Origin of the sequence: Pleomorphomonas sp. T1.2MG-36 (assembly GCF_950100655.1) — a bacterium.
Lineage (GTDB): Bacteria > Pseudomonadota > Alphaproteobacteria > Rhizobiales > Pleomorphomonadaceae > Pleomorphomonas.
On the sequence record NZ_CATNLY010000034.1, the window covers coordinates 30,787 to 44,709 of the forward strand.

General features: G+C 66.5%; 14 protein-coding genes. 10 read left to right on the forward strand and 4 right to left on the reverse strand.

Annotated features, from left to right (window positions below; translation table 11 throughout):
* The first annotated feature begins 149 nt into the window (after positions 1-149).
* The gene (locus tag QQZ18_RS15925; RefSeq protein WP_284541933.1) at positions 150-1,334 is read left to right on the forward strand and encodes a multidrug effflux MFS transporter; all 1,185 of its coding nucleotides are present in this window, start codon (positions 150-152) and stop codon (positions 1,332-1,334) included.
* A 135-nt stretch (positions 1,335-1,469) separates the two neighbouring features.
* Here the strand turns inward: QQZ18_RS15925 and QQZ18_RS15930 are convergent, their stop codons facing one another.
* The gene (locus tag QQZ18_RS15930; RefSeq protein ID WP_284541934.1) at positions 1,470-2,111 is read right to left on the reverse strand and encodes a LysE family translocator; all 642 of its coding nucleotides are present in this window, start codon (positions 2,109-2,111) and stop codon (positions 1,470-1,472) included.
* A 267-nt stretch (positions 2,112-2,378) separates the two neighbouring features.
* Between QQZ18_RS15930 and QQZ18_RS15935 the strand changes: the two genes are divergently transcribed.
* A complete protein-coding gene (locus QQZ18_RS15935) occupies positions 2,379-4,373 on the forward strand; it encodes a methyl-accepting chemotaxis protein (protein ID WP_284541935.1) in 1,995 nt (664 codons plus the stop codon).
* Positions 4,374-4,457: 84 nt separating this feature from the next.
* On the opposite strand, the gene QQZ18_RS15940 is transcribed toward QQZ18_RS15935, so the two are convergent.
* The gene (locus QQZ18_RS15940) at positions 4,458-5,678 is read right to left on the reverse strand and encodes an argininosuccinate synthase (protein ID WP_284541936.1); all 1,221 of its coding nucleotides are present in this window, start codon (positions 5,676-5,678) and stop codon (positions 4,458-4,460) included.
* Between the two features lie 175 nt (positions 5,679-5,853).
* Here QQZ18_RS15940 and QQZ18_RS15945 point away from each other — a divergent pair, with 175 nt between their 5' ends.
* From QQZ18_RS15945 to QQZ18_RS15965, 5 genes are all read left to right on the forward strand, one after another.
* A complete protein-coding gene (locus tag QQZ18_RS15945; RefSeq protein WP_284541937.1) occupies positions 5,854-7,308 on the forward strand; it encodes an ArnT family glycosyltransferase in 1,455 nt (484 codons plus the stop codon).
* A gap of 31 nt (positions 7,309-7,339) precedes the next feature.
* The gene (locus tag QQZ18_RS15950; RefSeq protein WP_284541938.1) at positions 7,340-7,717 is read left to right on the forward strand and encodes a YkvA family protein; all 378 of its coding nucleotides are present in this window, start codon (positions 7,340-7,342) and stop codon (positions 7,715-7,717) included.
* Between the two features lie 225 nt (positions 7,718-7,942).
* A complete protein-coding gene (locus QQZ18_RS15955) occupies positions 7,943-8,467 on the forward strand; it encodes an invasion associated locus B family protein (protein WP_284541939.1) in 525 nt (174 codons plus the stop codon).
* A gap of 580 nt (positions 8,468-9,047) precedes the next feature.
* Positions 9,048-10,295 (forward strand): 23S rRNA (adenine(2503)-C(2))-methyltransferase RlmN, encoded by a 1,248-nt coding sequence (gene rlmN, locus QQZ18_RS15960; protein ID WP_284541940.1) that lies wholly within the window; start codon positions 9,048-9,050, stop codon positions 10,293-10,295.
* On the forward strand, positions 10,295-10,753 hold the full coding sequence (locus QQZ18_RS15965; protein ID WP_284541941.1) for a hypothetical protein: 459 nt from the start codon (positions 10,295-10,297) through the stop codon (positions 10,751-10,753). Before rlmN ends, QQZ18_RS15965 begins: the two co-directional genes overlap by 1 nt.
* Here the strand turns inward: QQZ18_RS15965 and QQZ18_RS15970 are convergent.
* The gene (locus QQZ18_RS15970; protein ID WP_284541942.1) at positions 10,737-11,375 is read right to left on the reverse strand and encodes a LysE family translocator; all 639 of its coding nucleotides are present in this window, start codon (positions 11,373-11,375) and stop codon (positions 10,737-10,739) included. The genes QQZ18_RS15965 and QQZ18_RS15970 overlap by 17 nt on opposite strands.
* A 103-nt stretch (positions 11,376-11,478) precedes the next feature.
* On the opposite strand from QQZ18_RS15970, the gene QQZ18_RS15975 reads away from it, so the two are divergent.
* The gene (locus QQZ18_RS15975; RefSeq protein ID WP_284541943.1) at positions 11,479-11,940 is read left to right on the forward strand and encodes a low molecular weight protein-tyrosine-phosphatase; all 462 of its coding nucleotides are present in this window, start codon (positions 11,479-11,481) and stop codon (positions 11,938-11,940) included.
* Between the two features lie 6 nt (positions 11,941-11,946).
* Here QQZ18_RS15975 and thpR read toward each other — a convergent pair whose 3' ends face one another.
* Positions 11,947-12,486, reverse strand: coding sequence for an RNA 2',3'-cyclic phosphodiesterase (thpR, locus tag QQZ18_RS15980; RefSeq protein ID WP_284541944.1), 540 nt, complete (start codon positions 12,484-12,486; stop codon positions 11,947-11,949).
* Between the two features lie 178 nt (positions 12,487-12,664).
* Here thpR and QQZ18_RS15985 point away from each other — a divergent pair, with 178 nt between their 5' ends.
* Together QQZ18_RS15985 and argC are read left to right on the forward strand one after the other, a co-directional pair.
* Positions 12,665-12,802 carry a hypothetical protein gene (locus QQZ18_RS15985; RefSeq protein WP_284541945.1) on the forward strand — a complete coding sequence of 46 codons (138 nt, stop codon included), beginning with the start codon at positions 12,665-12,667 and terminating at the stop codon, positions 12,800-12,802.
* Positions 12,803-12,952: 150 nt separating this feature from the next.
* Positions 12,953-13,900 carry an N-acetyl-gamma-glutamyl-phosphate reductase gene (gene argC / locus QQZ18_RS15990; protein WP_284541946.1) on the forward strand — a complete coding sequence of 316 codons (948 nt, stop codon included), beginning with the start codon at positions 12,953-12,955 and terminating at the stop codon, positions 13,898-13,900.
* Positions 13,901-13,923 lie beyond the last annotated feature (23 nt).

A 13,923-nucleotide genomic window follows, 5' to 3' on the forward strand; every position in this document is an offset into this window, starting at 1 on the left:
GGCGCGCACTATACAAATGAATGTGACGGTAGCAAGAAAAACCTGATTATTGCGCCGATCATCAGCCATGCAAAGCGCAGCGACACTTAACAGCGCCTGCTAGTCTCTGCTAAAAGCGCCGCCTTCGGCCTTCACTTTCGGGACGATCCATGCAGCATGCCCCGATGACCGAGCGCCACGTCGCGGCGATCGGCTCACTCCTCATCGCACTCGGGCCGGTTTCGCTTGCCCTCTACACGCCGGCCATGCCGGAGCTGGTCACCGACTTCGCCACGACCTATCCGGCGGTGAAGGCGACGCTCGCCGCCTATTTCGCGGGCTTCGCGCTGGCCCAGCTGATCTGCGGCCCCCTGTCCGACGCCTATGGCCGCCGCCCTGCCGCGCTGGCCTTCCTGGCGCTCTATGCGCTCGGCTCGGTCGGCGCCGTGCTGGCGCCCACCATTCACGCGCTGACGGTTGCCCGCCTCGTGCAAGGCGTCGGCGCCGCCGTGGGGATCTCGGTTGCCCGCGCCATCGTTCGCGACAACTTCACCGGCGAACAGTCGTCGCGGGTGATGAATACCATCGGCATCTTCCTTGCCATCGGCCCGGCCATAGCGCCAACGCTCGGCAGCCTCGCCATGCTGGCCTTCGACTGGCGAGCGATCTTCGTGCTGATGGTGATCTATGGCGGGGTTCTCCTCGTCGCCGTCCATCGCTTCCTGCCGGAGACCAACCGAACGCCCGATCCCGCTCGCGCCAGACCCTCGGGCCTCCTGCGCGCCTATGCCGCTCTGGCCGGCGACAGCCGCTTCCTGTTTCCGGCCCTCATGATGGGGCTGGTGTTCGGCGGCTTCTACTCGCTGAGTTCGACGCTGCCCTTCCTGCTGATCGACACCGCCGGCCTCAGCCCGCAGGCCTTCGGCTTCGGCATGCTGGCCCAAACCGGCGCCTACATCCTCGGCGGCATCTTTACAAAGGCACTGCTGAAGCACGTTCCGGCCCGCGATCTGGTGCTGCCCGGTCTCGTGCTCGCCACCGCCGGTGCGCTGACGATGACCGTGTCGATCGCCCTCTTTCCGCCGTGCTATCTGACCGTGATGGCACCGGTCGCCGTGTTCGCCTTCGCGCTGGCCATGGTGACGCCCGACCTGACCACCCGCGCCATGGCCGCCTTTCCCGAGAAAGCCGGGGCGGCCGCGGCCCTTCTCGGCTTTGCGCAGATGGGCAGCGGCTTCGTCGACTCCGGCACCGTGGCGCTGATCGGCTCGCCGCCGGTCGCCTTTGCCACGGTGATCCCGACCGTCACGCTCGCCGCGCTGCTGCTCGGGTTCGTCGAACGGGAACCCGGCTGACCGCCTCATACTCGTTCCGCTTGATCTGGCTGCATCCAGCCCAAGCGGGTTTCGGCCTGACCGGCCGGCGCCCGGTCGGGCGCTTCCGCTTCCGTCAGGTTCCGCCCGAAAGGTCGAAACCCGACGGAACCGGCATCAGGCACGGCGGAAGCCCAGAAGTCCCGGCGCGGAATGCCAGAAGGCCTGCGCGGCAAAGCCCATGAACAGCAGCCCCGAGCCCCTGACGATGGCGAGCTCGTGCGCCCGGTAGAAACGGCGCACCGCGCCGGCGCCGATGATGGCGATCATCACCACGTCGGCGACGAGGAAACCGAAGAAAGATGCGGCGATGAGTGCCGGCAGGCTCGAGAAGGACAGCGTGTCGGCAACGCCGCCGACCAGCGCCGTGAAGGTGGCGAGCGCCACCGGATAACCCTTGGGATTGGTGAGGCCGAAGATCAGTCCGCGCCGGAACGGCCGCTCGACCGCCATCACCGCCCGCCCCTCGCCATTCGGCTGGGCGCGGAAGGCCCGCCAGCCGATGAAGGCGAGATAGGCGCCGCAGATGCAGCCGAGCAGATCGAACACCATCGGCCCCACGACATGGGCGCCGACCAGCGCTATCAGCGCAAGACTGGTCCACAAGGTGTCGCCGGCCAGATGCCCGACGATGAAGCGGGCGCCGGCGCCCCGCCCTTGTCCGGCGCCGATGCCGAGGAGCGCGATGAAGGCCGGACCGGGAATGACGACATAGAGAAAGGCGGCGACGAAGGCCGAAAGAAGAAGCGAAAGCGGCATGGAAGACGACGAGCCCTCTGGCGGGAGACGGCGGAGCTTCCCGCAATTTCGCTTGCCGCGCAATCGCCGCCGTGCCGATAAGCTAGGCAACGGGCATAGGCATTCCTGCCATCGCTGGTTTGCGCTGACTCGCGTTATTTTCGTCAATGCGTTTTACCCGCAATTAATCGGCGAAGGCGATGCTTGAACCGATGAAAGCCGGTCCTGGAGGAGACGGCGCGCCAACCGCGGCGCGACGCGGAGCCGGTTCACTCGGGGAGCGTTCAAATGCCAAAGCTCAGGCTCAAGGGATTCGCGATCGGATCGCGATTCCGCATCGCCACGAAGGTGTTCGCCTTCGGACTGTTCTCGCTCTTGGGCCTCACCGTGATCGGCGGGCTCTACATGACGCAGGACATCAACGCCAACGCCTATCGCCAAAGCGCCGCCAGCGCCCGCATCAACGCGGACCTTGCCGGTACGCTGCAAACCACCATGTTGCAGCTCCGCCGCTCCGAGATAGAGTTCCTGTTCACCGGCAATGAGCGCTACTCCGGCCTGCATGGCGACCTCACCCGCATGACCGGTTCGACCATCCAGCAGCTCGAAACGCGCATCAAGGCGACCGACCCGACCAAGGCGGGCAACGTTGCCGAGATCAGGACCGGCCTCGAGGAATACGGCTCTTCCTTCAAGGCGATCCTGGATATCAAGAAGCAGCTCGGTCTCTACCCGCAGCAGGGCGTCAACGGGGCGCTCCTGAAATCCAGCCAGGCGGTGGCCGATCTCTTCGCCGCCAATCCGTCGCCGGAACTCGCGGCGTTGTTCGCGACCATGCGAACCCAGGAAAAGGACTTCATGCTGAAAAGCGACCCGCAGGCTTTCACCGCCTTCGGCAAGACCTCCATGGACTTCACCCGGGCGCTGGCGCGCAGCTCGCTCGGCGCCGATGCCAAGGCCGCCCTCGGCAAGGCGATGGAGCAATACACCGCCAGCGTCGGCCAGTGGGTGGCGTTGCAGCAGAAGTTCCTCAGCATCTACGAGCAGCTGTCCAATGGCTACAAGACGCTGGAACCGCAGCTCGACAACCTGGTCTCGATGATTCGCAGCGTCGACACGGCCGCCTCCACCTCGGAGATCCGTGCTCGCCGCGACGCCCGGGACCAGTTGATGGTCGTCTTCGGCGCCATCATGGCGATGACGCTGGTGTTCGGCTGGCTGCTTGCCCGCGGCATCGTCAAGCCGATCGCCCGCATCACCGCCGCCATGAAGGCGATCGCCGCCGGCGACCGTGACGTGGTCATTCCCTATGCCGACCACCGCAACGAGGTCGGCGACATGGCGCGGACGCTCGACGTGTTCGCCAAGGGGCTGTCGGAAACCGAGCGGCTCCGGGCCGAGCAGGGAGAGAACGATCGCCTTGCCGCCGAGCGTCAGCTTCAGGAGCGGCAAGCGCTGGCCGATGCCTTCCAGTCGACCATGGGCGCGCTGGCCGATCGCTTCGCCCGCTCGTCGGCAGAAGTGGCGGAAGCCGCCCGCGAACTGTCCGAGACCGCCGACGCCACCTCCGGCCGGGCCCAGTCGGTGACCGGCGCCGCCGAGACCGCCGCGTCGAACGTGCAGACGGTGGCGGCCGGCACCGAGGAACTCACCGCGTCGATTCGCGAGATCAACGTGCAGGTCTCGAAATCGGCCGGCGTCGCCGAGGAAGCCGCAGCTGAAGCGTCCCGCACCGAGGCGAAGGTGCGGGCCCTGACCGACGCCGCCGTCCGCATCGGCGACGTGGTCAACCTCATCCGGGCCATCGCCGAACAAACCAACCTCCTCGCTCTCAACGCCACCATCGAGGCGGCGCGGGCCGGCGACGCCGGCAAGGGCTTCGCGGTCGTCGCCTCGGAAGTGAAGCAACTCGCCGCCCAGACGGCCAAGGCCACCGACGAGATCGGCTCCAAGATCGGCGAGATCCAGGAAGCGACCAACGAGACGGTGACGGCCATCGGCCGCATCACCTCGACCATCTCGATGATCCGCGAGGTCACCGCCTCGATCGCCGGGGCCGTCGAGGAACAGGGCGCGGCCACCGACGAGATCGCCCAGAACACCCAGCGGGCCGCCGAAGGCACGCAGACGGTGACCGGCTCCATCGCCGGCGTCGGCGAGGCCGCCGAACTGACCGGCCGTGCCTCGACCCACCTGATGGCGCTGTCGGCCGACCTGGAGCACCAGTCCACCGACCTTCAGAGCGAAGTGGGCAAGTTCGTCGACAGCCTGCGCGCGGCATAGGCGCCGCATCCGCCCGCAAACGAACAAGGCCCGCTCCGACGGACATCGGAGCGGGCCTTTTCTTTATGCGAAGCTCGGAGCGGCTCAGCCGCGATCGCGCTTGGCGAGCGTGCGCAGGCGCAGCGCGTTGAGCTTGATGAAGCCGGCGGCGTCCTTCTGGTCGTAGGCGCCCTGGTCGTCCTCGAAGGTGACCAGCGTCGACGAATAGAGCGTCTTCGGCGACGAACGGCCGGTGACGATGACGTTGCCCTTGTAGAGCTTCAGCGTCACTTCGCCCTCGACGTTCTCCTGGCTCTTGTCGATCAGCGCCTGCAGCATGTAGCGCTCGGGGGCGAACCAGAAGCCGTAGTAGATGAGCTCCGCGTAACGCGGCATCAGCTCGTCCTTCAGGTGGGCGGCGCCCCGGTCGAGCGTGATGCTTTCGATCGCCCGGTGGGCGGTCAGCAGGATGGTGCCGCCGGGGGTCTCGTAGACGCCGCGCGACTTCATGCCGACGAAGCGGTTCTCGACCAGATCGAGGCGGCCGATGCCGTTGTCGTGGCCATACTTGTTGAGCGCGGTCAGCAGTTCGGCCGGGCTCATGCGCTTGCCGTTGATCGAGACCGCGTCGCCCTTCTCGAAACCGACGGTGATGATGGTCGGCTTGTCCGGCGCGTCTTCGGGCGAGATCGTGCGCATGTGGACGTACTCAGGCGCCGCCTGAGACGGATCCTCCAGCACCTTGCCCTCGGAGGACGAGTGCAACAGGTTAGCGTCGACCGAGAAGGGCGCCTCGCCCTTCTTGTCCTTGGCGATCGGGATCTGGTGCTTCTCGGCGAAGTCGAGAAGATCCGTGCGGCTCTTGAACGACCAGTCGCGCCAGGGAGCGATGATCTTGATGTCCGGATTGAGCGCGTAGGCGGAGAGCTCGAAGCGCACCTGGTCGTTGCCCTTGCCGGTGGCGCCGTGAGCGATGGCGTCGGCGCCGGTCTTCTTGGCGATGTCGATCAGGTGCTTGGAGATCAGCGGACGGGCGATCGACGTGCCAAGCAGGTAGACGCCTTCGTAGACGGCGTTGGCGCGAAACATCGGGAAGACGAAGTCGCGGACGAACTCTTCGCGCACGTCCTCGATGAAGATCTCCTTGATGCCCAGCATCTCGGCCTTCTTGCGGGCCGGCTCGAGATCGCCGTCGCCCTGGCCGAGATCGGCGGTGAAGGTGACCACTTCGGCGCCGAGTTCGGTCTGCAGCCACTTGAGGATGATCGACGTGTCGAGACCACCGGAATAGGCCAGCACGACTTTCTTGACTTCGCCCTTTTTCATGGAAACTCCGTGGAGGTGAAAGCCGCGGCGGTCGGTGGGAGGCTGGCCGGCGGCTCAAAACGATCGCCGGCAATTTAACCGACTATGGCAGCCGCGCAAGGCTGGAGATTCGTCATTTGCCGGCCATGATCGCAGCTGATAAACCGGCCGCCCAACTAGCCGAGCCGAGCCGAGCATGACCGAGCCCCGCCTGACTTCCGACCGCGACTGGACGAAGCTGACCCTTCTGGTCATCGCCGCCTTCCTGGCCCTTCGCCTCATCGCCCTCCTCCTGAGCGGTTTCGAGCTCACCTACGACGAGGCCCAGTATTGGGCCTGGTCCCGCAGCCTCGCCTTCGGCTACTTCACCAAGCCCGGCCTCATTGCCTGGCTGATCCGCGGCACGACCGAGGTCTGCGGCAACGGCGTCGCCTGCGTGCGGGCGCCGGCGCCGATCCTGCACGCGGCGGCCGCATGGTTCGTCTTTCTCGCCGCCCGCCGGCTCTACGATTCCCGTGTCGGCTTTTGGAGCGCCCTCGCCTATGTGGCGATGCCGGCCGTCAGCCTGTCGTCGCTGATTCTCAACACGGACGTGCCGCTGCTCTTCTTCTGGTGCGTCGGCCTGCATGCGACGGCCCTGTTCGTCGAAAGACCCTCGCTCTCCCGTGCCCTCTATCTCGCCGGCACGGTCGCCATCGGCCTCAACGCCAAATATGCGATGATCTACCTGCCGGCCTCGCTGCTGGTCTATTTCCTGGTGGCGGCCGACCGGCGCCCGCTCTTGCGGAGCGGCACCACGTGGGTGGCGCTCCTCGGCGGCCTCGCCGGCTTCCTGCCAAACCTGATCTGGAATGCCCAGAACGGCTTCGTCACCTTCCACCACACCGGCGACAACGCCGGCTGGGAGGCGATCGGCTTCAAGCTTGGCAAGATCTTCGAGTATCTCGGCGGACAGGCCGCCATCCCCGGACCGATCCTGTTCGCCGTGGCCGTCCTCGCCGCGGTTCTCGGCTGGCGCTCGACCAAACCGGCCGCCGACCGGCTGATGATGTGGCAGAGCCTGCCGATCCTGATCGTCATCGGCGTCAACGCCGCCTTCGCCAAGCTGCATGGCAACTGGGCGGCGACGGCCTTCCCCGCTCTCGTCATCTTCGCCAGCGCCGTGCTCGTCGATGGTCGCTGGCGCGGCCTGCTGAAGCTGTCGGCCGCCATCAACGCAGCGGCGGCCGTCGGTCTCGCCATCGGTACCAGCCTCGTCGGTCACGTGGCGCTGCCGCAAAAGCCGGCGCAGCTTCATCGGCTGCTGTACTGGTCCGATTACGGCGAAAAGCTTGTCGCCGCCGCCCGGGCAGCCGGCACCAACACCGTCGTCACCGTCGGGCGGCCGATGAGCTCGGAAACGCTCTACGAGTTGCGCGACAGCGGGCTTGTCGTTCGCGCCTATGTCGCCCCCGGCGCCGCGCCGGCCGATCAGTTCGAGATGACCATACCCTACGATCCCGCCGTGCACGGGCCGGCGCTTCTGGTCACCGAGGTCGACCCGGCTACGCTCGGCATCGAGCCGGAGCGCATCGAGCCTCTCGGCGCACTCGAAACCCGCATCTTCACGGCAAATGATGGCCGCATGCCGATCTACCGGATCGACCGTTGACAGAGGGGACTTCGGTTCCCATTTCGACCCCATGCGCAAAGCCCATTATCCCGACCCCGAAATCATCGGCCCGGCCGAAGGCCACGAGGCCCGCGTTCGCTCGCGCTTCTGGAAGACAGTGAGGAAGGCGGTCGCCTCCATTCCCTTCATCGACGAGGTCGTGGCCGCCTATTACTGCGCGCTCGACCCGGAAACGCCGGCATCGGTACGGGCGACGCTCTTCGCCGCGCTCGCCTACTTCGTGGTACCGCTCGACATCGTGCCGGACTTCGTGCTCGGGCTCGGTTTTTCCGACGACATCACCGTGCTGGTCACGGCGATCGGCCTGGTTCGCCGCCACATTGGCGAGCGGCACCGCCTCGCAGCCCGTGCCGCACTCGATCGCCTCGCGGCCGAAAAGACCGGATAACTCCCGGAAGCACAACGCCAAAGGCCGGCCGGCCGCATTGTCGCCCGATTTCCGGCCAAGCCTCGCGCCGCGACAACGTGAAGCGTCCATGGTTGCCCTTGTCCGACAGATCGGTACGCCGGAGCAACCATTTGGTAACCATGACGCCTTAACGTTTCCCTAGGCTTCATGCGGACCGCTTCGGTGGGCGCATCCGTGTCCCACGACAAGACCCAAGGTGATTAGATGACGAACGCACGCACCCTCGGCTTGGCCGTCGCACTGCTGCTCGGCGCGACGACCCTCGCTGGCGCCCAGCAACAGCAGACCAAGGCGCCCACGCCTCTCCAGACGTTCGAGCGCTGGGCCACCTACACCTACAACAATGCCGGCGCCAAAGTTTGCTACGCCGCGACCCAGCCTTCCGGAACCCAGCCTCAGGGCGTCAACCGCGATCCGGTGTTCATGTTCATCACCAATCGTCCGAAGGAAGGCGTCAAGCACGAGATCTCGGTGATCACCGGCTATCCCTACAAGGAAGGCTCCAAGACGACGGTGAAGATCGGCGACGCCACCTTCAGCATGTACACCAAGGACCAGGGCGCCTGGGTCGATAACGCCGCCGAGGAAAGCCGCTTCATCAATGCCATGAAGGCCGGTTCGGACATGGTGATCACCGGCACGTCGCGCCGCGGCACCGTCACGATCGACACCTACTCGCTGAAGGGTGTCAGTGCCGCGCTGAAGCGCATCGACACCGAGTGCCAGTAACCGCAAACGGCTTGAAGCCGCCCCTGGGCGGCTTCCGGCGCCAAGCGGCGCCCGCGCGGAGCGCGAAAGCCAAAGGCCGGAGGCCTGCCGGCGACTGAGGCCAAGTCAATCCGAAGTCGCCGAAAGGCGGCTTCCGGCGCCAAGCGGCACCCGCGCGGAGCGCGAAAGCCAAAGGCCGGAGGCCTGCCGGCGACTGAGGCCAAGTCAATCCGAAGTCGCCGAAAGGCGGCTTCCGGCGCCAAGCGGCACCCGCGCGGAGCGCGAAAGCCAAAGGCTGGAGGCCTGCCGGCGACTGAGGCCAGGTCAATCCGAAGTCGCCGAAAGGCGGCTTCCGGCGCCAAGCGGCGCCCGCGCGGAGCGCGAAAGCCAAAGGCCGGAGGCCTGCCGGCGACTGAGGCTCAATAAAAGAGACTCGCGCTGGCGGAACGGCAGCTTTGCCGCCGCCGGTTTTGGCTTTCCGCTGATTTCTGATATAGGTTCGCATAACCGGGAACGGTCGGGACGGTCACGTCCGCGGCCGTTCTTGCTTTTCGTGCGGACATGTCCGCCTCGCCATCCCATCAGGACCCATCGAACGCCCATGTCGACCCTCATCGACCACAGCCCTGTTGCCGCCTCTCCCGCCGCCGCTCCCGAAAAGCCGTCGCTTGTCGGCATGACGCGTATCGAGATGGCCAAGGCACTCCTCGCCATCGGCGTCGAGGAGCGTCAGCTCCGGATGCGGGTCACCCAGCTCTGGCATTGGATCTATGTGCGCGGCGTGCGCGAATTCTCGGCGATGACCAACGTCGCCAAGGACCTGCGCGCCCGGCTCGACGCCGCCTACACGGTCGGGCGGCCCGAAATCGTCGCCGAGCAGGTTTCGGCCGACGGCACCCGCAAGTGGCTGTTGCGCTTCCCCTCGCGCGGCGCCGGCAAGCCGGTGGAGGTCGAGACCGTCTACATTCCCGAGGAAGGTCGCGGCACGCTCTGCGTCTCCTCGCAGGTCGGTTGCACGCTCAACTGTGCCTTCTGTCATACCGGAACGCAGATGCTGGTGCGCAACCTCACGGCCGAAGAGATCGTGGCGCAGGTGCTGATCGCCCGTGACCGGCTTGGCGACTACCCGGACGTGACGCCCAATGCCGAAGCGGCGATTCCGAGCGAGGGCCGCCTCGTTTCCAACGTCGTCATGATGGGCATGGGCGAGCCGCTCTACAATTTCGACGCGGTCAAGCAGGCGATCCACATCATCATGGACGGCGACGGCCTGTCGCTGTCGAAGCGACGCGTCACGCTTTCCACCTCCGGCGTGGTTCCCAACATCGCGCGGACCGGCGACGAGATCGGCTGCATGCTCGCCATCTCGCTGCACGCTGTGCGCGACGATCTTCGCAACGTGCTGGTGCCGATCAACAAGAAGTATCCGCTGAAAGAGCTGATGGACGCCTGCCGCGCCTATCCGGGGCTGTCGAACGCACGCCGCATCACCTTTGAATACGTGATGCTGAAGGGCGTCAACGACAGCCTGGAAGACGCCCGCGACCTCGTGAAGCTCCTGAAGGGCATTCCGGCCAAGATCAATCTCATTCCCTTCAATCCCTGGCCGGGCACCGTCTACGAGTGTTCCGACTGGGAGACGATCGAGGCCTTCGCCCAGTTCGTCAACGACGCCGGCTATGCCTCGCCGATCCGCACGCCGCGCGGCCGCGACATCGCCGCCGCCTGCGGCCAGCTGAAGAGCGAAAGCGAGCGGCTGAGGAAAACCGAACGGCTCAAGCTGGAGATGGGGCTCACGGAAGCCGATCTCGCCATGCGCGCCATGGTGGCCGGCCACGGAGAGGATTGATGCGGGCGATCGGCCGGATCTTCGCCGCGCTGATCGGCTTCATCCTGGCGGTGATCGCCGCCGCCGTGTTCATGCTGGCCGCCTCGGTCGGCTTCGCGCCCGCCGACCCGGCCGAAAGCCTGTGGTTCTGGGGCAACTTCGGCGTCGGCACCGCCTTGACCGCCAGCTATCTGGGCGCCATGGCGCTTGCGCCCTGGGCGGTGGTCATCCTGGTCACCGAGGTGTTTCGCCTGCGCACGGCCCTCATCTATCTCGTTGCCGGCGGCTTTCTCGGTGTCCTGCCCTCACTCGGGCTGGCACCGATGATGCGCTCATTCGACGGTGGACCGCGTGAGATCGCCATCCTGGTCGCCGCCGGCTTCGTCGGCGGCTTCGTCTACTGGCTGTCGGCCGGCCGCATGGCCGGCATCGACGGCGTGTTCCTGACCCGGCCGCGCGAGCCTAAAGACGGGCAGTGACCAGCCGGACCGCGAAGGCGCCCATCACGCCGGCGAACACATAGTCGATCCAGCGCATCGTCTTGGGCCGGGCCTTGAGAAAGGCGGCGACGCCGCTTGCGCCAAGGATCAGAGGCAGCGTCGACAGCGTCGACACCAGAAGAAACCACAAGCCGAGAAACAGCAGCTTGCCGCGAACAGCCGGATCGCCCGGCTCGACGAACTGCGGCAGGAAGGTCAGGAAGAACAGCGCCATCTTGGGATTCAGCACGTTGATCGCAAGGCCCTTCAGATAGAGCCGGGCAGCAGGCTCGGGCGGCAGAGCGCCGCCGTCCGGCGCGAAATGGCTGCCGTGACGGATGGCGCCAACGGCCAGATAGAGCAGATAGAGCGCGCCGACGATCTTCAGCACGTCGAAGGCAACAGGCGAGGCGGCGAGCAGTGCCGCGAGGCCGAAGGTCACCAGAAGCGTGTGGACCAGAATGCCGGTGTTCGTGCCGAGGAAGGCGGCGATGCCGGCGCGCCGGCCACGAGTGATCGTCGTGCCGACGAACATCGCCATGTCCGGTCCGGGCGTGTAGTTGAGCGCCAGGACGGCCAGGGTATAGGCGGCAAGCACGCCGCCGGTCGGCAGGATATCCATTCGGCACACTCCGCTGGTGCGATGGACGACACTATGGCTCGGGCCATCTTGACCGCAAGCCGCGACGCAGCGAAAACCGCCTCTCCTCAGAAGGACCCAACCGTTGCGTTCCATCCTGTTCGTCTGTCTCGGCAACATCTGTCGCTCGCCAACCGCCGAAGGGCTGATGCTGAACCATCTTGCCTCTGCCGGCCTTGCCGACCGCATCCGCGTGGACAGTGCCGGCATCGGCGGCTGGCACGCGGGCGAGCCGCCGGACCGCCGCGCCATCGCCGCCGCGCGCAAACACGGCGTCGACCTGACGCCGCTGCGCGCCCGCCAGGTCAGGAAGACCGATTTTTCAGACTTCGACCTGATCGTCGGCATGGATCGGCAGAACGTCGACGATCTCCGCCGCCTCGCCCCCAAGCAATCGACCGCGCGCATCGGGCTTTGGCTGACGGAAGCGCTCGGCCGTCCGGACGAGGTGCCCGACCCCTACTACGAGGACGACAGGGCCTTCGACGCCGTGTTCGATCTCTGCGACCGCGCCGCCCGCGCCTTCCTGGAAAAGCTGCGCGCCTGACGCGGCTCAGGCCGCGAGCGGATAGGCTTCCTCGACGAGATAGGGCCCGCCGCCGACCGAGGCGCGCGAAGAATAGAGCACGAAGCGATCGACCGGAAAGCGCGGACCGATGAAATCGCCGTGCTCGGACAGCCAGCGGGCGACGTCGGTCGAGGTGGTGCCCTTGAAGCGGGCAAGGGTGACGTGCGGAATGTAGCGCCGTCCCTCGGCCGGCAGGCCCAGCCGCTGAATGATGCGCTCATGTTCGGCTTGCAGCTCGATCAACTGGTCGGTCGGCTCCACCTTGACCGCCAGCGAATGCGGCACCCGGCCCGAGGCGAAGCAGTGCAAGCCTCTGAGGCTGAGCTCGAAGGGGGGCCGGTAGACGCGGTCGAGCGCGGCGGCCACCTCGTCGGCCGTCCGGTGGTCGATGTCGCCGATGAAGCGCAGCGTCACATGGTAATTGGCCGGATCGATCCAACGGGCGCCGGGAAGGCCGCCTTTCAGGAGTGACAGGTGGAAGCCGGCCGCGGCGGGGACTTCGAGGGCGGTGAACAGCCTGGCCATGGCAACCTCATCGGCGTTGCCGCCCGGGGCGCGGCCCTCCGGAGAGGAATCGTCGGACCGGGGCGGAAGGAGCAATCAAGGGTCGACCAAAGGTCAACCCCGATGCAAGCCCTTTTGTTCGCTTGGCCCGGCCAATGGCGCGATTATATACAGGCGAAACACGCAACAGGCCGGAGCCATGCAGTTCGACGATCCCGCCAATGACAACGATGATCCCGATGTCATCTTCGCGCGCAAGATAGCGCGGGGGCTGGCCGTTGTACTGGCCATCGGCCTGTTCGCCTATCTCGCCGTCACCTATATTCTGCCCGTCTGAGCCCGGCGCACTTGCCCGAGGCGCATGCGTCAAGGCGCATGACAGCGGCGGCCGATGATGGTAAAGCCTCTCGGCACTCCGCCCGGCGTCCCGCCGCGGCGGACTTTCCAACACGTACCGGCGACGGCCGGCCAATTCCGGGCAACGATTATGACGCGGGCGAAGATCTACATCGACGGCGAAGCGGGCACCACCGGCCTCCAGATCCGCGACCGTCTCGCCGCCCGCGACGATATCGACCTGCTAACCATCGACCCCGACAAGCGCAAGGACATGGACGAGCGCCGCCGGCTTCTCAACGAAGCCGACGTGGCCATCCTCTGCCTGCCCGACGACGCCGCCAAGGAGTCGGTGAGCCTCATCGACAACGACCGCACGGCGGTGATCGATGCATCCACCGCCCATCGCGTCGCGCCCGGCTGGGCCTACGGCTTCGCCGAGATGACCAAGGGCCAGGCCGAGGCGATTGCCAAGTCGAAACGCGTCGCCAATCCCGGCTGCTGGCCGCAGGGCCTGATCGCCGGCATTCGTCCGCTGATCGATGCCGGCCTGCTGCCCGCCGATGCGGCTCTCACCTACAACGGCGTCTCCGGCTATTCCGGCGGCGGGCGCAAGATGGTCGAGGACTATGTCTCGGCCGCCGATCCCTCGCCGTTCATGCCCTATGGCCTGACCTTCAAGCACAAGCATCTGCCTGAGATGTCTGCCTACACCGGCCTCAGCCACGCCCCGCAGTTCCAGCCGGCGGTGGGCAATTTCGCGCAGGGCATGCTGACCTTCGTGCCGCTTCGCCTCTGGTCCGTCGCGCCCGGCCTCTCCGCTCGGGCGATCCACGAGCTGCTGGCCGACCGCTATGCTGGCGAAGCCTTCGTCAAGGTGATGCCCTTCGAGGCCAGCGAACGGCTTGCCGGCCTCGATCCGCGCTCCCTCAACGGCACCAACGAGCTGCGCCTGCATGTGTTCGCCGACGCCGCCGGCGACGAGGCGCTGATCGTTTCGCTTTACGACAACCTCGGCAAGGGCGCCTCCGGCGCCGCCGTGCAGAACCTCAACCTGATGCTGGGACGGCCGGCCGCGACCGGCCTCGTCCCCGCCTGATCGCCTGGAGCATCGCGCGGAAA